The organism is Marinobacter salexigens (assembly GCF_018860765.1).
Lineage (GTDB): Bacteria > Pseudomonadota > Gammaproteobacteria > Pseudomonadales > Oleiphilaceae > Marinobacter > Marinobacter salexigens_A.
Genome location: NZ_JAHKPV010000007.1, coordinates 27,307 through 44,060, shown reverse-complemented (window position 1 = coordinate 44,060; position 16,754 = coordinate 27,307). Strand labels below are relative to the sequence as shown.

17 protein-coding genes and 1 tRNA gene are annotated in these 16,754 nt (G+C 51.6%); 11 read left to right on the top strand and 7 right to left on the bottom strand.

The features are described from left to right. Positions 1–558: 558 nt before the first annotated feature. The 6 genes from KO508_RS07070 to KO508_RS07045 all read left to right on the top strand — a co-directional run bounded on the left by KO508_RS07070 (position 559) and on the right by KO508_RS07045 (position 5,780). Entirely contained in the window at positions 559–1,218 is a 660-nt protein-coding gene (locus KO508_RS07070; protein WP_216007658.1) for a hypothetical protein, read from the top strand. A 1-nt stretch (position 1,219) separates the two neighbouring features. Continuing rightward, positions 1,220–1,528, top strand: a complete 309-nt coding sequence (locus KO508_RS07065) for a hypothetical protein (RefSeq protein ID WP_216007657.1) — start codon at positions 1,220–1,222, stop codon at positions 1,526–1,528. A 130-nt stretch (positions 1,529–1,658) separates the two neighbouring features. Beyond that, a complete protein-coding gene (locus KO508_RS07060) occupies positions 1,659–1,952 on the top strand; it encodes a hypothetical protein (RefSeq protein WP_216007656.1) in 294 nt (97 codons plus the stop codon). Between the two features lie 657 nt (positions 1,953–2,609). Then, the gene (locus tag KO508_RS07055) at positions 2,610–3,062 is read left to right on the top strand and encodes a helix-turn-helix domain-containing protein (RefSeq protein ID WP_216007655.1); all 453 of its coding nucleotides are present in this window, start codon (positions 2,610–2,612) and stop codon (positions 3,060–3,062) included. Positions 3,063–3,068: 6 nt separating this feature from the next. Further along, positions 3,069–3,635, top strand: coding sequence for a PIN domain-containing protein (locus KO508_RS07050; RefSeq protein ID WP_216007654.1), 567 nt, complete (start codon positions 3,069–3,071; stop codon positions 3,633–3,635). Between the two features lie 429 nt (positions 3,636–4,064). Continuing rightward, positions 4,065–5,780 carry a sensor domain-containing diguanylate cyclase gene (locus KO508_RS07045; protein WP_216007653.1) on the top strand — a complete coding sequence of 572 codons (1,716 nt, stop codon included), beginning with the start codon at positions 4,065–4,067 and terminating at the stop codon, positions 5,778–5,780. Between the two features lie 71 nt (positions 5,781–5,851). On the opposite strand, the gene KO508_RS07040 is transcribed toward KO508_RS07045, so the two are convergent. From KO508_RS07040 to KO508_RS07025, 4 genes are all read right to left on the bottom strand, one after another. Next, positions 5,852–5,927 (bottom strand) — tRNA-Phe (locus tag KO508_RS07040). A 121-nt stretch (positions 5,928–6,048) separates the two neighbouring features. Further along, entirely contained in the window at positions 6,049–6,321 is a 273-nt protein-coding gene (locus tag KO508_RS07035) for an oxidative damage protection protein (RefSeq protein WP_216007652.1), read from the bottom strand. Positions 6,322–6,397: 76 nt separating this feature from the next. After that, the gene (mutY, locus tag KO508_RS07030; protein ID WP_216007651.1) at positions 6,398–7,465 is read right to left on the bottom strand and encodes an A/G-specific adenine glycosylase; all 1,068 of its coding nucleotides are present in this window, start codon (positions 7,463–7,465) and stop codon (positions 6,398–6,400) included. Further along, complete coding sequence (locus KO508_RS07025; protein WP_216007650.1) at positions 7,462–9,687, bottom strand: AsmA family protein; 2,226 nt, start codon at positions 9,685–9,687, stop codon at positions 7,462–7,464. Before KO508_RS07025 ends, mutY begins: the two co-directional genes overlap by 4 nt. Before the next feature lie 191 nt (positions 9,688–9,878). Between KO508_RS07025 and KO508_RS07020 the strand changes: the two genes are divergently transcribed. The 5 genes from KO508_RS07020 (at position 9,879) to hisF (ending at position 13,248) form a co-directional block, all read left to right on the top strand. Beyond that, a complete protein-coding gene (locus tag KO508_RS07020; RefSeq protein WP_216007649.1) occupies positions 9,879–10,340 on the top strand; it encodes an SRPBCC family protein in 462 nt (153 codons plus the stop codon). A gap of 126 nt (positions 10,341–10,466) precedes the next feature. After that, complete coding sequence (gene hisB / locus KO508_RS07015) at positions 10,467–11,060, top strand: imidazoleglycerol-phosphate dehydratase HisB (protein ID WP_200362005.1); 594 nt, start codon at positions 10,467–10,469, stop codon at positions 11,058–11,060. A 28-nt stretch (positions 11,061–11,088) separates the two neighbouring features. After that, positions 11,089–11,730: an imidazole glycerol phosphate synthase subunit HisH gene (hisH, locus tag KO508_RS07010; RefSeq protein ID WP_216007648.1), complete on the top strand. Its 642-nt coding sequence runs from the start codon at positions 11,089–11,091 to the stop codon at positions 11,728–11,730. Beyond that, positions 11,724–12,461, top strand: coding sequence for a 1-(5-phosphoribosyl)-5-[(5-phosphoribosylamino)methylideneamino]imidazole-4-carboxamide isomerase (gene hisA, locus KO508_RS07005; RefSeq protein ID WP_216007647.1), 738 nt, complete (start codon positions 11,724–11,726; stop codon positions 12,459–12,461). The genes hisH and hisA overlap by 7 nt, the downstream gene beginning before the upstream one ends. A 13-nt stretch (positions 12,462–12,474) precedes the next feature. Further along, positions 12,475–13,248 (top strand): imidazole glycerol phosphate synthase subunit HisF, encoded by a 774-nt coding sequence (gene hisF / locus KO508_RS07000; protein ID WP_216007646.1) that lies wholly within the window; start codon positions 12,475–12,477, stop codon positions 13,246–13,248. On the opposite strand, the gene KO508_RS06995 is transcribed toward hisF, so the two are convergent. The 3 genes from KO508_RS06995 to KO508_RS06985 all read right to left on the bottom strand — a co-directional run bounded on the left by KO508_RS06995 (position 13,245) and on the right by KO508_RS06985 (position 16,735). Continuing rightward, on the bottom strand, positions 13,245–14,030 hold the full coding sequence (locus KO508_RS06995) for a divergent polysaccharide deacetylase family protein (RefSeq protein ID WP_252737985.1): 786 nt from the start codon (positions 14,028–14,030) through the stop codon (positions 13,245–13,247). The genes hisF and KO508_RS06995 overlap by 4 nt on opposite strands. Positions 14,031–14,089: 59 nt before the next feature. Next, positions 14,090–15,487 carry a S41 family peptidase gene (locus KO508_RS06990; protein ID WP_252737976.1) on the bottom strand — a complete coding sequence of 466 codons (1,398 nt, stop codon included), beginning with the start codon at positions 15,485–15,487 and terminating at the stop codon, positions 14,090–14,092. Positions 15,488–15,595: 108 nt separating this feature from the next. Continuing rightward, positions 15,596–16,735 (bottom strand): murein hydrolase activator EnvC family protein, encoded by a 1,140-nt coding sequence (locus KO508_RS06985; protein WP_216007720.1) that lies wholly within the window; start codon positions 16,733–16,735, stop codon positions 15,596–15,598. Positions 16,736–16,754: the final 19 nt, after the last annotated feature.

The window sequence follows — 16,754 nt, the reverse complement described above, 5'->3', positions numbered from 1 at the left end:
ATGCCCTTACTTGGTTTTTCTGGCTTTATGAAATTGAAAAGGCTGGCTGATGATAATGGGAGGGGGCGCTGTGAGCAATACGACCTAAGTGGTTTTTTGTCCAGACCAATTGCCGAAAATCTTGTCCCAAAACACGATCACCCCGCCATAGCAGAAGAGTTGCAAATACTTCGATCGGGCAGGTCGCCGCTCCATATGAAGTTCACGGTATGGGGCAGGCGGTGTCCCCGAGAGTAGAAAAAGCCTGCCCTTGGCAAAGAGCTGAAAAATCAGCGTAACAATGCCGCAGCTCATGTCGGTGAGGCTATCGTTCAGCTGCAACGATGTGCGGTTTTTCGCCAGAAATAGAGCGATTCAAGAGCAAAAAAAGGAATTGAAAATGCCACGTAACGATCGGCCATTGCTGCCCTCATTATTTTTATTTGTACTTCGACATTACATCGGCAGCGGGTCAATAGGTAGTGAGATTCGAAGCTATTGACAGAAAAGTCAACCTAGGTGATTATGCCTGAAGGTTAAATGACAGGATCGTCAAACTTTTACGACAAGGAATAGTTTATGAACAGTGTAGCCGCTGATCGTTATGTTACCTCTGATTTTCAGAACTCTCCTCTGCTTGCTCTTGCCGATTTGATGGGCTTAAGAAATTATAAAGCCCAGATTTCCGCTTCCCCGGACTTGTATGCTCCTATCTTGAATGGAATTGCTGTATTTAGGCACCTTCCCGCCTCAGCTCGTGCTGAAGTGAATAGGTCAATAAGAGATGAGGTGCCGAGAGGCCATATAACGCAACGCCTGCAGACACTCGTAGTAGATCAAAGTGTTCAGCCATACTGGTATATGTGGTCTCTGTCCGACGAAGAGCTTCTGGAGTTTTTCCAGTTCTCAAAAACAACAGCCGCGATTACCGCTCAAATGAACCCAGTTTCCGTGCCAAACTTTACAGTGGGGGCATTGGCAGGGGCTATTTATTACACATCCAAGAATGGGTTGAGAGCTCAGGCCAGTCAGATTCTTGAGCCCTTCAAGGAAAGCGGGCTTGTCAAAGAAATCGCGCGCCGCTTAGGCTTTCAGAATCGAATTGTATCGGGTATCGGTATGATGAGCATACCCGCCATTATCGTTATTTCCGGCTTAAATATTATGGCAAATAAAGAGTCTGAAATGGCGAAACGGGAGCTCGCCGCTCGCGGGCTGCTTGCGTACAGCGACCTATAGAATGGCGGTAATACTTCTTGTCACAGGGTTGCTTGGGGCGTTCACTTACTACGTCTCGCTTAGCGCCTTGGTTAACGGAAATGTTAGTAGGGAGGAACGGCTTTGGCCTAGATTAGTAGGTGCTCCAGCATTTTTTATATCTCTCTCTGTAACTCTGATCTCTTCTTACTTTGGCGCTGAGCCGACCCTTTGGCTCAGCGCTGCAATTTGGCCTGTAATTGCGCTTGTGCTGCATGCCGGTTATAAAATCGTGCTTGATACGCTAGTGCAGCAGACAGAAAGAAAAGATGGCGAAGATAAAGTTGTTTGAAAAAAGGTTCACTCCAATTCGGTATATTCATTATCTCCTGTGTGTAGCCGTCTCATGTGTACCGGCAGCCGATGCAGTTGGCGAGGAATTGTTATACCACAAGCGCTTAATGCCAGCGGCGACCGCATATGTGGATCTTCTACTCTGTGCTAACACCGCAGACACATATCGCAATGATGGTGTTAGTGGGGAGCGTTACCGTAACGCTGCTTTTGAGGTGCAGGACCTGACGGATGAGGCCGGGTGGAGCCCGGATGCAGTTGCGGCAACTGTGACCAAGCTTCACGAGAGTCGATCAGATTTGGATCTCAGGGATGGCGATAGCCCTGAAAGCTTTTATCTGCGGAATTTTTCTTTTGAGCGGTGCGAGCGAGAGCTGCAAAATGTAAGAGCTTTCCGGAAGAATGGTGTTCCAGCTCCCTAGGGAGTGTTGACGCGTTGTTGTATTGACTGGCAAGTGACCATGATTGCTCCCTTCTACGGTTAACAAGAGTGTCGATAACCCCTTCCCATAGTCAGGCAATGGCGGATCCTAACAGTGCCAGCAATAATCTTTTTGACGTACCGAGGAGTCTCAGTCTATCCATTATCGGTGCCTGTGGGGGAAACCAAGGTCGCAGCTATCTCTTCCTCATATCTTGTGCCGTCTGGATAGTCCTTGTGTGGCAAACCCTCAGCATATGGGGGCAGGATCTCTCAATTTTCCACACGCGCAGGCCCTGTCCCTGTCCGCTAAGTTAGTTTTAACCATGTTCAGGTCATGGCTCCGGGCCTCCGCTAGCACTGCTGCAAGCGCGATTGATTTTTCCTCACAAACCGGCAATACCATTTCTGGTCGGGGCAGGCTTCACGCAGTCAGCATGACTTGTGAGGTATGGGCACCACATTTAGTGGTAGGGGTGGGATGAGAACAAAGGTTGGGTGTTGGCAGTGATGACGCATAGCTATTTATCGGGGGGGGGTATGGCTACAGCTTGAACGTACTTATAGCAAAATCGTCTATTTCGATTGTTTCGTTTATTTCGTTTGGTCGGCATAATGGGTGGCCAGACAGTTGTCATTTGCATATCAGGAGGACGCTATGTCTGCTCAAAAAATTGTGCATTTGCCAACGGCGACAGAGGTTGAGCAGGCCAAGGTTTCCAGCCGCACCTTGTCCAAGTACACGGATGTGGACCGGGTACAGCTCTCGCTGCATGGCGGCAACGGCGAGGCAGATGAGTTGGTGTTGCCGGGGCATGTGCTGCAAATACTGTTGGACGTGCTAGCGGAAGTGTCGCAGGGTAATGCTATCAGTCTTATCCCTTATCATCAGGAAATCAGCACACAGGACGCGGCAAACCTATTGAATGTTAGTCGCCCCTTCCTCGTAAAGTTGTTGGAAGCAGGAGATATTCCGTTTCGAAAGGTGGGTGCTCACCGGCGAGTAAAGTTGCAAGATGTATTGAGCTACAAGGAACAGGTAGACCGCGAGCGGCACTCAGCGCTGGACGAATTGGCGGAACTTTCTCAGAACGAAGGAATGGGGTACTAACAGGAAATGAGCAAGTTTGCCGTCGTTTTCGATGCCTGTGTCTTGTATCCCGCGCCCTTGCGAGATGCGCTGATGCGCCTGGCATTGACGGACCTGTTCAAGGCGCACTGGACGGATCATATCCATGATGAATGGATTAATGCGCTGCTGAGAGCCAAAAAGCATTCGCCGGAAAGCTTGTTGCGAGCGAGGGAGCTGATGGACCGGCATGTGCGCGATGCAAAAGTATATGGGTACGAGCCCCTTATAGAGGGGCTGGAACTTCCGGACCCAGATGATCGCCACGTGCTGGCAGCGGCCATCCGTTGTAACGCTAACGCTATTGTTACTTTCAACCAGAAAGATTTTCCCGCAGCAGCGCTTCGCCAGTACGATATTGAAGTGATTCACCCGGACGACTTTATTCTTTACCAGATCGACATGGCATCCACATCGTGTCTCCGCGCTTTTCAGGCGCAGCGTTCAGCGCTTAAGAATCCGCCGCTTACGGTTGATACGTTTTTGGCAACACTGCAAAAGCAGCAGTTGCCTCAAACGGTCTCGAAGCTTCGGGAGTTTGCGGATTTCCTTTAACGATGGGTTCCAAAACGGAACATCCGCACTACTTGGTTTGAACTATCCGGAAATGCCGGAAGGATCGCGCAATTCTCCGCTCGGGCAGTGTGTGCAAAATTTGCACCAACTGAACTGCTAAGAATTCTTTAGCAGTTCTCGACATGTCCAATATTACCGGTATGCGTTTTTTGCATACTGGTAATTTCTGGAGCCCCACGCTGTGTTTAAAGCTCAATACGGTCAGGGGCCTCGGGGCTATTCAGCATCTTGCGTCAGTTCTTTGTTCAGGTCGGTGTATTTCAGCTCTTGTTTGATTTTTCGAGCGGCCAGAGGCTGACCTATAGCCGCCTCCAAAAACTGTTGAAGCTGTCATGGCAATGACTAAAAATTGCAGTTAAAAACCGGAGTGGTCAATATCCGGTATGTGTATGCACAAGGATAGCTCCCATGTACCTCCCGATTATCTCCCCCAGTGCGGCGCCATGCAGACTGATTCTGTACATTTTTCTGTTGTGGCTTGTGAGTGTCGCAGCATACGCAGTGCCAGCTCAGGATGTGGGCGGTAAAGATGTTCGGTTGGCAGATTTTCCTGTCGGCTACTTTATAGATAGCTCAGAGTCGTTGACGTACGAAACTGCCCAGAATAAGACGTTCGAAGCCACAAACAGCACAGCAACACTCGGTACTGGCGCATCGGTGACTTGGCACCGGATTACGCTCGATAACGCGGGGCCAGAGGCAAAGGCGTTGTTTCTGCACTTGCCAGCGGCTTTTCAGGTGCGAGCATTAGAGATTTACGAGGAACGCTCCCAGAGTCTGGTGGGTCAGGCAAGAGTGGATCTTAACAATGCCAGCAATAACCCTTTGATGTACCGAGGAACCGTGGTCTATCCATTCTCAGTGCCTGCGGGGGAAACCACGGTTTTGTTTGTGCGCAGCCATCTCTACTCGCATCAGTGGTTTGCTGCGGAAATCTATGACGATCAAAACTCACGAAAGGCTTTGGTGGGCGGGCATCTGGACATCGCATTGCTGGTGGGAATGATGGTGGCGCTGGTGTTTTATAATGGCCTGCTTTACTTCGCCACCAGCAAAAAAGAGAACATCCTTTACTCCCTATACCTCATATCTGGCGTTGTCTGGATAGCCCTGTCCTACGGTTTGATTGCTGAAGCTTTCAATATATACGGAGACGCTGTTTTCATATTGAACCTATCGGTCTTTACCATGCCGATTTTCCTCGTGCTGTTCATGATGTCGATTTTTGAAACCCGCGAGTTTTACATTACCGAGCATAGGGTTCTGAGCGGATTGCTGGTTTTGCTTGTTGGAGGGTTTTGTTATGGGCTGTTCGATATTGAAGCCGCTCTAATACCTGCGAGTAGCCTTGCGGCACTGATGATGCTGGTTACCTTCTCAGTAAGCCTCTCCATGTGGCGGAAGGGCAATCCTTTGGCGAAATTCTTTCTTGTGGGGCATAGCTTCTTCGTTGTGTTCAACGGATTCGCGGTGTTGTTTTACAAAGGTGTGATCGAACCAAACTACCTCAATAGCCACGGTGTGGGAATTGGCATAGTGCTGGAAGCGATCACGCTGGCGTTCATCATTTCATACCGAATTAAAGTCTTGGAAGATATCCGTGCCCAGCAAGGGGAGCTCAAGCGGCAGGCGGCCACTGATCCGCTTACCCAGCTTTATAATCGCCGGTATTTTATGACAGAAGGCGAGAGCCTGATTGAGAAGGCGAGGGCTTTAGGGGAGCCCGTGTCTGTTGTCACCTTGGATATCGATTATTTCAAAAAGGTGAACGACACATACGGGCACCATGCAGGCGATCTGGTTTTGAAAGGTGTGGCAGTTAATCTCCAGAAATTCAGCCGCGATAGGGATCTGATTGCCCGTTTTGGGGGTGAGGAGTTTATGGTCCTGCTACCCGGTGCCGATCATGCAGAAGCAAAAGGCTGTGCTGAGCGTATTAGGCAGGGTGTTGAAAAGCATTCCGTTCAGGTTGGTGATGGTGTGAGTATCCGGGTCACGGTAAGTCTGGGTGTTACGCAAATTAATAGTGCTAAAGAGTCCCTTGAAGCCGCCGCCAACCGGGCCGATAAGGCGCTGTATGACGCGAAAACTGGAGGGAGGAACCGCGTGTGCTGTGCGGCTTGAGCGTTGTTGTCAGCCACCGGTGTATAAAAACGAAAAAACCCGCACAAGGCGGGTTTCATCTGAATTCTTAATGGTGCCCGGAGGCGGAATCGAACCACCGACACGAGGATTTTCAATCCTCTGCTCTACCAACTGAGCTATCCGGGCAAGTTGCTATACTGCTGTGCAACGGGGCGCTATTAAACCGGTTTCGGTGTGGTGAGTCAAGGCCAGCCTTGAAAAATATCCGAATCTTTTCAGGGTTGATCAGGCTTTAACCAAAACCGGATCATTTCTCTGGTGGTACGTAGCCTTCAGCCTTGTCAAAAGGCTCATTATTGAAGAAATGCTCCATCTGGGCCTGCAAGTATTTTCGGGTATTGGGGTCCATCAGGCTTAGGTGCTTTTCGTTGATCAGCATGGTTTGTTCGTGCTGCCATTCTTCCCAAGCCTGCTTGGAAATATTCTCGTAGATATCTTGGCCTTTTGCGCCGGGCATGGGCGGGAAGTCCAGGCCTTGGAGTTCTTTCTGGTGTTTGCGGCAGAAAACGGTGCGGCTCATGATCGCTCCTGTTGTAAAAGGTAAGTGGCTGGAATGATATCAGATAGTGCAGGCTGAGCGTGTGGCCGCCCTGTTATCAGAGCAGGGTGGCCTGTTCCGGGTTTGTGAGTAGTGTGCGGATAGGCGCGGGCAAACCCAGTGCCAGTGCTTCGTGCCGGTGCAACCATTTGTGCTGGCCATTATCTCTAACGCCTTGCTGCCCGGTAACGCCCAGACGGGCAGGCTGAATGTGCAGGTGGTAATGGGAGAAGGTATGGCGAAACCCACTGATCAGTTCGGGTTCTCCGCAGTCAAGCCCAAGGTTGCGTTCGCAAGCTTCCTGTAGCTCATCGGCTCCATAGGCTGGGTCCAGTTCCGGCAGGCTCCACAAACCGCCCCAGATGCCGTTGGGCGGGCGGCGCTCCAGCAGGATTCGGCCGTTTTGGTCTTCCAGAATAACCATCCAAGTGGTTTTCTCAGGTTTTGCTTTTTTAGGCTTGGAGCCGGGGTAGAGGTTGGTCTCTTTTCTGGCGTAGGCTGCGCAGCCTTTTTGCAGAGGGCAGTCGTTACACTTGGGTCGGCTGCGGGTGCACACCATCGCGCCAAGGTCCATGATGCCCTGAGTATAGTCTCGAATGCGCTCACTCGGTGTGTGTTCCTCTGCATGTTCCCAGAGTTGCTTCAGTACGGAGGTTTGCCCCGGCCAGCCGGGAACTGCGTGATAACGAGCCAGTACACGTTTTACGTTGCCATCGAGAATGGCTGCGCGCTTACCGAAGGCTTGGGCAATAATCGCGGCCGCGGTAGAGCGACCTATACCTTTAAGGCTTTCAAGCGCTTCCTGTGTGTCGGGAAATGCGCCTCCGAACTCGTCCATAACGGTTTGAGCGGCGTTTTGGAGGTTGCGGGCTCGTGCGTAATAGCCAAGCCCAGACCAGTGGCTAAGTACATCGTCAACCGGTGCTTCCGCCAGAGATTGAACGTCTGGGAAGCGTTCCATGAACGCAAGATAATAGGGGATGACCGTGGCAACCTGAGTTTGCTGAAGCATGATTTCAGAAACCCAAATCCGGTAGGCAGTTCGATTGTGGTGCCACGGCAGGTCATGCCTGCCGTGGTTGTCGTACCATTTTAGAAGATTTTCCGCGAAGCAATCTGCTGTCACTTGAACAAGCCTTTGAGCTTGTCTTTTACTTTTTCGCCAGCACCTTCGCCGAGCTTTTCTTCCAGTTTTTCGCGGGCCTTTTCTTCAACTCTAGCTTTCTCCTTGTCTAGTTTCTCCTGAGCTTTGGCTTTGGCTCGGTCAACTTCTTCTTTGGCTTTTACTTTCGCGGCGTTCTTTGCAATTGTCTTCAGCGTGTCGCGGAAGCGTGAGCCGTCAAATGAGCAGAGGCTTGCGGCACCCGTTGAAAAGTCACCCCGGCACTCCACCGGAATAACAACGTCTTCAACGTATTCAGTCACGCGGCAGGCATTATCGCGGTGAATCTCGCCAACAATCCGCAGACCCAACTCGTAATCGACGAGAGTCTTTTTCATATCAACCGAGCCCTGACCTTCCAGTCTCATGCCTGCAAGTGCGGCAACAAGATCTGTGTTGTTGAAGGTGTTGCCGTTGATCTCCAGAGTGCCATGCATGTCGTTGAAGGGTGTAGTGTCACCCCAGTCATCGGTTGTGAGCTCGTCTTGATTTGCCAGCGCGATACCCTGACAGGCCATGCGGGTAAGGTTCATGTTTCGGAATTCGCCCTTGGCGAGGTTGAAGCTGATCTGGCCGTCTGCTTTATCTCTTAGAACCGAAATGCGATTGCCTGAGGTGGTAGCGTTTACTTTCAGATTAGCCCCGCCAGAAAGCATGGTTATTTCAGCCACATCCGCAAGCAGCGGTAGAGTTTGTACATTGCTTACATCAGAGTTGATGGACCACTTTGGAGTGTCGGAGCGGGCATCAATGGTGGCATTTGCGCCAAAACTACCTTCATAAAGCTTGCCGCTGAATTCATCTACTTTGAGCAGGCCTTTGCTGGCCGTTGTGCTAGCTTTGATTTCGTTGATGGTTAAGTTGCTTACAACCAGCTCACCTAACCCGAAGTCGATATCAAGAAGCAGGCCGCGCAGGGTTTCTAACGGAAGCAGATCGCCTTCCGGGCCACTATTGGCCGTTTGTGCAGGGGCCTCGTCTGCGGTTTCAACGCCTTCAACTTTGGGTGGTAAGTAACGGTCTGCATCGAGTTTGTCGCCTTGAAGATCAAAAACGATACCGCCGTTTTCGAGGTTATAACTACCAGCACCGTTGAAGGTGGTGTCATCAAGTTTGATCACCAGATCAGACAGCGCAGGCTTGCCCGCCGGGCCAGCGATATCAGTAGAGAAGGAAATGGCCTGAAGAACCGCTTCATCGGTGGTCTGGATCGCCGGTTGGCCCATGTTTTCCAGCAGTTCTTTGAGGGAAAACTCGGTGATGGCTAATTTACCCTTCAGGGTTGGCTTGTCGCCGAAGCCCTTAACATCAAGATTTGTGTTCAATGTCAGGTTTGCAAGGCTGGCGGTGAAGTCGCTCAGTGTTGCGGTTTCGTTTTCCAGATTGGCTTTGGCCGAGCCGCTCATCTTGGCTGTTACTGATTTGTCGCCAAACGGTTCGCCATTCATTTTAAATTCAGCTTGCAGGCCAGAAACTGAAAAGTCGTTCAGCGCTTGGTTGGCTGCAAGGCGGGCTTCTATGCTTCCGTCCACGGCAAATTGTGGTTGGGCTGTTTCTACACGAAAGCCAATCTCCAGTGGAAATTCGGAGCCCAAAGTGATGTCGCTGGCATTTACCGTGAAGTCTTCAAGCGTGACTTTCTGGCCTGTGCGCAAATCGCTGTAATGCACTTGCGCATTGCTGATCTGTATATTATCGACGTTGAAGTTCAGGGCTTCGCCGCTAGCGTCGGCGTCCGGTGCTGGCTCGGATTCGCTGGCTACTTCCTGCTTGTCTTGGCTCGTATCACCGTTTGTGGGTTCGGGCATTATACGGGTCCAATTGCCCTCTCCCTGCTCGTTGATGCTTAGATTTGCATCTAGACCGTCGAGTACGAAGGTGCTCACTTGCGGCTCCAGAGCAACCAGAGACCAGAGGTCCACTTGTGCTACCAGTCGCTTTAATGCGACAAAGCGCTCGCCATCTAGGCTGGCTTCTACATCATTTAGCTCGAGCCCTAGTGGGATAAAAGACCAGCCGATATCGCCTGCAAGATCGAGATCAAGATTGGTTTTATCCTCAACAATACTTTCAATCTTTGGCTTATAGGCATTGGGGTCGATAACGGCCATGGCAATAGCAATCGCGGCGACAGCGAGAACAACCAATGCAACGATGGCGATCAGCACATAACGTATGGCTTTCATAGTTCCGGCTTCCTTTTTTGTTCCGGGAGCTTTCAGGATTCGAGGCGAATCCGGGTGCGAATTAGCTAAAGGATAACGCAGGGTTAACAAATTAACAGGGCAGGAGTATGACAATGCCGTAGTGTTAGGCCAAAATGCACCTATCGTTTTTGACCTGATCAGTATTGAATAAACATAAAAAGGAGTTCGCTGTGGCTATCACTGTTTCGATTGAATTGAACCGGGAGATTGAGATTTCGGGCAGTTATGATGAAGTTTTTGAATTGCTGGCGGATGTGCCTCGTTCTGCTGCTCACTTTCCGAAGGTAAATAAGCTGACGGATCTTGGCGACAATACCTACCGCTGGGAAATGGAAAAAGTTGGGGTCGACAAACACGCCATCCAGTCTGTGTACGCAAGCAAGTATTTTTCAGATAAAGAAGCCGGGAAAATCACTTGGGAGCCAGTGAAGGGCGAAGGGAACGGCTTGGTTCGCGGTTCTTGGGTACTGAAGGCGAAAGGCGATAATGCGACGACAGCAAAGTTTCAGACCAGCGCTGAGCTAACGCTGCCGCTGCCGGGCTTGTTGAAGTTGGCCATTAGCCCCGTTATCAAGCACGAGTTTAACGGTTTGGTGGATACCTATATGAACAACTTGAAAAAAGCTTTTTGATTTTTCTCCAATAACGCAGGCTATCGTAACGATTAAACAGGTTATGGGACTCCTGAGGGCATAAAAGGTATAATCCGAGAATTGAATTTTTCGGCGTTGTGCCACTTAATTTGCTACGGAGTCTCCATGGCCGAACGTAAGGCTCGGGTAGAACGAAATACCCTTGAAACTCAGATCACTGTTGAAATTAACCTCGACGGTACCGGTAAATCCAGCTTCGATACAGGTGTGCCATTCTTGGAGCACATGATGGAGCAGATCGCCCGTCATGGGATGATGGATCTGGACATCGTTTCCAAAGGTGATTTGCACATAGATGACCACCACACTGTGGAAGACGTTGGCATTACTCTTGGTCAGGCGTTCAAGCAAGCGGTGGGAGATAAAAAGGGTATTTGCCGTTATGGCCATGCTTATGTGCCCATGGATGAAGCCCTTTCGCGTGTTGCGATCGACCTGTCTGGCCGCCCAGGCCTGATTATGGAAGTGCCTTTTACCCGCGCTGTTGTGGGTGGCTTTGATGTGGATCTGTTTGAAGAGTTTTTCCGTGGTTTTATCAACCATGCGATGGTGACTGCGCACATTGATAACCTGCGCGGCAAGAATACCCACCACCAGATTGAAACCGTGTTCAAGGCATTCGGCCGTGCCTTGCGTATGGCGGTTGAGCTGGATGAGCGCATGGCGGGCGTTACCCCGTCTACCAAAGGCTCTCTTTAATTCGCCACGCAAGGACACCGCACTAACCATGAAAACCGTTGCCATCATAGACTACGGCATGGGTAACCTTCACTCTGCCCGCAAAGCGGTAGAGCATGTAGCCCCGGATACCAGAGTTCTAGTAACCGATAACGCAGACCATATCCGTGAAGCCGATCGGGTCATTTTACCCGGTGTTGGCGCCATTCGTGATTGCATGGCAGAGATCCGCCGGTTGGGCGTGGACGCCTTGGTTCGGGAAGTGTCCCGTGACCGTCCTTTCCTCGGAATCTGTGTTGGCATGCAGGCACTAATGTCCCGTAGCGAAGAAAATGGCGGAGTTGAAGGTATTAACCTGTTTCCTTCCGAAGTGCGCTTCTTTGGTGAAAACCTGATAGAAAATGGCGAGCGCCTAAAAGTACCCCACATGGGGTGGAATCAGGTTTACCATGCGATGGAGCACCCGTTGTGGCAGGGGATTCCTGATGGTGACCGCTTCTATTTTGTGCATAGCTATTACGCTGAGGCGGAGGGTAATGCAGACATCGCCGGGCGCAGTCATTACGGCGTTGATTTAGCCGCCGCTGTGGCGAGAAATAATATTTTTGCTGTGCAGTTTCACCCCGAGAAAAGTGCCGGGGCAGGTCTGCAGCTTCTCAAGAACTTTACTGATTGGAATGGAACATGCTGATTATTCCCGCCATTGATCTGAAAGACGGCCGATGTGTACGGTTGCGCCAGGGCCGTATGGAAGACTCCACTGTTTTTGGTGGCGACCCGGTTGATATGGCCACCCGCTGGGTAGAAGCCGGTGCCCGTCGCTTGCACCTTGTTGACCTGAACGGTGCTTTTGCAGGCGAGCCGGTTAACGGCGAAATCGTTAAAGCCATTGCACGCAGATATCCGGATTTGCCAATCCAAATTGGCGGTGGTATTCGTTCAGCGGAAACCATTGAGGCTTACCTCAACGCCGGCGTTCAATGGGTTATTATTGGTACCAAAGCCGTTAAAGAGCCCGAGTTTGTGACTGAAATGTGCAAGCGCTTCCCGGGCCACATCATTGTGGGGCTTGATGCCAAAGATGGTCGCGTCGCCACCGATGGCTGGGCTGAGGTTTCTGAAGTGATGGCGGTCGATCTAGCAAAGCGTTTTGCCAGCGATGGCGTTGAAGCGATTGTTTATACCGATATCAACCGCGATGGCATGATGCAGGGCGTAAACGTGGAAGCCACTGCTGCTCTGGCAGAAGAGGGCGGTATTCCTGTTATCGCTTCTGGTGGCGTAACCAACATGGATGACCTCAAGCGTTTGGCGCCTGTAGCCCACAAAGGAATCATCGGCGCTATCACTGGCCGCGCGATTTACGAAGGTACGCTGGACGTTGCGGAAGCTCAGGCGTTCTGTGATTCCTTGAAAGGCTGAACAAGGTAATTTTATGACACTGGCAAAGCGCATTATCCCCTGTCTGGATGTCGACAAAGGGCGTGTTGTGAAAGGCGTTAACTTTGTGGATATCCGAGATGCTGGCGACCCTGTTGAAGTAGCCCGTCGTTATAACGAGCAAGGCGCCGATGAGATCACCTTTTTGGATATTACGGCAAGCCATGAAAGCCGAGATACAACCTACGAGACCGTAGAGCGCATGGCTGCAGAGGTTTTCATCCCTTTGACGGTGGGTGGCGGTGTTCGTGCGGTGGAAGATATTCGTAAACTGCTGAACGCCGGTGCAGATAAGGTCGCCATTAATACGGCTGCCGTATTCAACCCAGAGTTTGTGCGCGAAGCTGCAGAGCGCTTCGGTAACCAGTGTATTGTTGTGGCTATTGATGCCAAGCAGGTGAGTGCTGAGGGTGAGGAACTTCGTTGGGAAATCTTTACCCACGGTGGCCGCAAGCCAACCGGGCTAGACGCTGTAGACTGGGCACGTAAAATGGTGGAAATGGGGGCTGGAGAGCTCTTGCTAACAAGCATGGATAGAGATGGCACCAAGATTGGTTTTGATCTTGGCCTGACGCGAGCCGTTAGCGATGCGGTGACGGTTCCAGTGATTGCTTCAGGTGGCGTGGGTGAGCTTCAGCACTTGGCTGATGGCGTTACCAAGGGCGGCGCCGATGCGGTGCTGGCAGCATCTATATTTCACTTTGGGGAGCACACAATTCCTGAAGCTAAAGCCTTTATGAAGGCGCAAGGTATTGAAGTCAGAGACTAGTGTTTTTTAGCGAAAGCAGACCGAATGGTCTGCTTTTCCCCTTCCGCGAACATCCTTTTGTTATTGTTGCGAATTGCCCAAAGCCCGCTCACTGTAGCTATGGCAATGCCCTGCTCGTCCAATAACGGAAGGTGCTTTTCCAGATAGTCGACTGTCACTGTATGTGGGTGGCCAATACCGATCGCGCTACCGTTTTTCTTTGCCCGCCGGACCAATTCTCTGAACTGTTGATCCACAAACTCTTCTGTTTGCTCATGATCCAAGAACACATCCCGTGTCATTGTGGGGATCTGATAGGCGGCGGCAACGTCGCCCGCAACAGACGATGCAATGGTTCGGCTATCGACAAAATAAACCGGGTAACGATTCAGTTCCTTCATTACCCAGTCCATGGGCTTCAGTTGCTGAGTTAGTAGGCTGCCCATGTGATTATTCACCCCTTGTACATAAGGGATAGACTGCAGGGCTCGGCGCAGAGTCGTTGTAAAGCTCTGCTCGTCCATGTCTGATGTTAGCCCGCCCGGCCCGAGACTGAAATTCCGGGTGTTTGCCATGGGGGCGTGCAGCATAATCTCTTTATTGCGACTGTGCGCCAGACGCGCAAGAGAGTCTGTGTGCCTGCGGTAGGGTAAAAACGCCAGTGTCAGTGGCTGGTCCAGATTGGCTAGGCGCTCACCCTCGTGCAGGTTATGCCCCATGTCATCAATGATGATGGCAATCGTCGGCGGAATGCCACCCGTAGATGGCTCCGCCGCTACTAAGCCAGCCGCCACGCTTGTCAGTGCTGCCAGTGCCAGCTTAATCAGGGTTAAGCCGGCCGGTGTGTAAGCAAAAAGGGCCTTCACTGTGTTGTGTCTGCTCCCTTGCGATTTAGGATGTGCAGTCCTTTAAGCAGGTTAAGTGCCGAACGCAGTTGGTAGTCCCTTTCTGCCAGAGAGGCATTTTGACCGTCAGTCTTGGCTTGCTTGTCTTTGCCCTCGGTTTTCTCATCCTGACCAATCAAGTGGCCGCTGAGATCAGCTTCGGTAAAGAATGGGCGGCTATCCAACTCCTTCAGCTCAGCTGGCTTTACTTCAATGTCTGGTTTGATGCCTGTGGCCTGTATAGAGCGACCGTCGGGAGTGTAATAACGAGCGGTTGTCATCTTGATGGCGTGGGTTTCGTCCAGTGGAATAACGGTTTGAACGCTGCCCTTGCCAAAAGACTGGGTGCCCATAATGACAGCCCGCTTATGATCCTGAAGCGCACCAGCAAGAATTTCCGATGCGGAGGCGGAGCCGCCGTTGATCAGCACAACAATGGGTGTGCCAGCCATCACATCGCCATCTTTGGCGCTGAAGCGAAGGCGTGAGCTCTGGATTCGGCCTTCAGTGTATACGATCAGCCCTTCGTCGAGCAGTGCGTCAGCCGTTGCAACGGCAGCTTGTAGAACGCCGCCCGGGTTGTTGCGCAGGTCGATTACCAATCCGTCCAGATCACTGCCATGGTCTTTCTTGAGCTGCTTGAGAGCTTTTGTAAACTGCCCGCCTGTTTCCGCTTGGAACTGGGTCAGGCGCACATAGCCGTAACCGTCTTCAATCATGCGGGTCTTCACGCTGGTCACCTTGATAACAGCCCGCTCAACGTCGAGCTCTACCGGGGCATTTTCGCCCTCGCGCATGATTGTCAGTGTAAGAACTGTGCCGGGTTTGCCGCGCATTAGCTGCACAGACTCTTCAAGGCTCATGCCCTTTACCGGTTTCTCATCAAGCTTAATAATCAGGTCGCCGGACTGAACGCCAGCTTTCTGCGCAGGCGTGTCATCAATAGGTGCGATAACCTTTATGAAACCGTTCTCCATGCCGACTTCAATGCCTAAGCCGCCAAATTCGCCTGAAGTGCTTTCTTCCAGCTCTTCGTAATCTTTCGGGGCTAGGTAAGTGGAGTGGGGGTCCAGATCGGAGAGCATGCCTTTTATGGCGCTTTCCAGTAGCTGACGATCGTCTACCTCTTCAACGTAGGCGGCCTTGATGCGGCTAAAAACCTCGGTGAACTTGCGCAGATCGTCCAGTGGCAGTTGTTTTTCCGGGTCGGGCAGGGTGATTTCAACCCGCTCACCATTTTGAATGCCTTCCAACAGCTGGGTGTTGTCGGAGGGATCTTCCTGCGCGAGCGCAATCCCGGGAAGAGACATGAAACAGGCTGCGAGGATGGCTGAGCGCAAAGGTAAGGCTTGGAGTGTACTTCGGACCCGTTTCATTCACATATCCCGTGGTTATTCCGATAGTTGAGCAGAGGGTTGGGCTGAGCTTTATGTTCCCGACAGTATGGCGTCAGCGGGCGCGTTTGTCAGCCCCGCTGCCGGTGTTCAGTTGGCTAGCCAGCGCCCCGGGTTATCCGGTTTACCATTATGGCGAACCTCAAAATACAGTGCTGGGGCGTCTGTTCCGCCGGTGCGCCCTGTCTGTGCGATAGGCTCTCCGGCTGCAACCCAGTCGCCGGGACTGGTGAACAAGCTGCTGCTGTGGCCATAGAGTGTCATGTAGCCATCGCCGTGATCAATAATTGTTATCAACCCAAAGCCCCTTAGCCAGTTGGCAAACACAACGCGACCGTAATGAATGGCTTTTACGTCGGCTTCCTCGCCGGTCTGGATGATCAGCCCGTTTCTGCGTAGTTTACCTTCGGCATATTGATCACCAAAGCGGCTGGTTACCTTGCCCTGTGTAGGCCATGGCAGCTTGTTACGCAGCGACGGAAACGGTTGGGACTCATTGGGGGAGGGAATGTTTGCAATGGCTTGTTGTACCTCGGAGAGCAGCTTTTCCAACCGTTTTCGGTCAGATTCAAGCTCGCTTTTTTCGCTGCGACGGCTGCGAATATCCTGATCAAGCGCTGCCAGCGTCTTCTCTCGCTCCAGTCTGGAAGCTTTCAATGCCTGTTGGCGCTTAACGATGCCTTCCTCTGTATTGGCCAACTCCGCGCGGGTATTCTGAACCGCTGCTTGGGTAACCTTGAGTTCCTCCAGATTTTTATGGAAAGCTTCTAGGCGCTTAACCGTATTGCGACTGAGGTATTCGTAATAGGTCATGGTCCGGGCAATGTTGTCCGGGTTCACCTCGTTAAGCAGCACTTTTACAGCGGGGGCATCGCCTTCCATCCAAGCAGTACGTATCTGTTTCTTCAGGCTTTCTCTCTGGCGCTCCAAGGTGCGCGCCAGTTCTTGCTCTTCTTTTTGCAATTTGACCAGTCGATGCTGCTGTTTCTTTACTTGCTCGGCAAGCGATCTGCGTTCGCGGGTCAGTCGGCTGATGGTACGTTCAGCCGCAGCTAACTGTCGCTCTAGTGCGGAGCGGTCGTCTTCGGCATCAGCCAGCCAGTCGTCGATATCCTCAATGCGTTCCTTGAGAGCTTCTATCTGAGCTGGTGTAACCTCTTTCGCGAGCACCACTGACGCTACACCCAGCGTGAAGGTGAGTGCCAACGCCAATACTGCAATCAGTCGCAATGCTAGGGCCTGTTTGCGG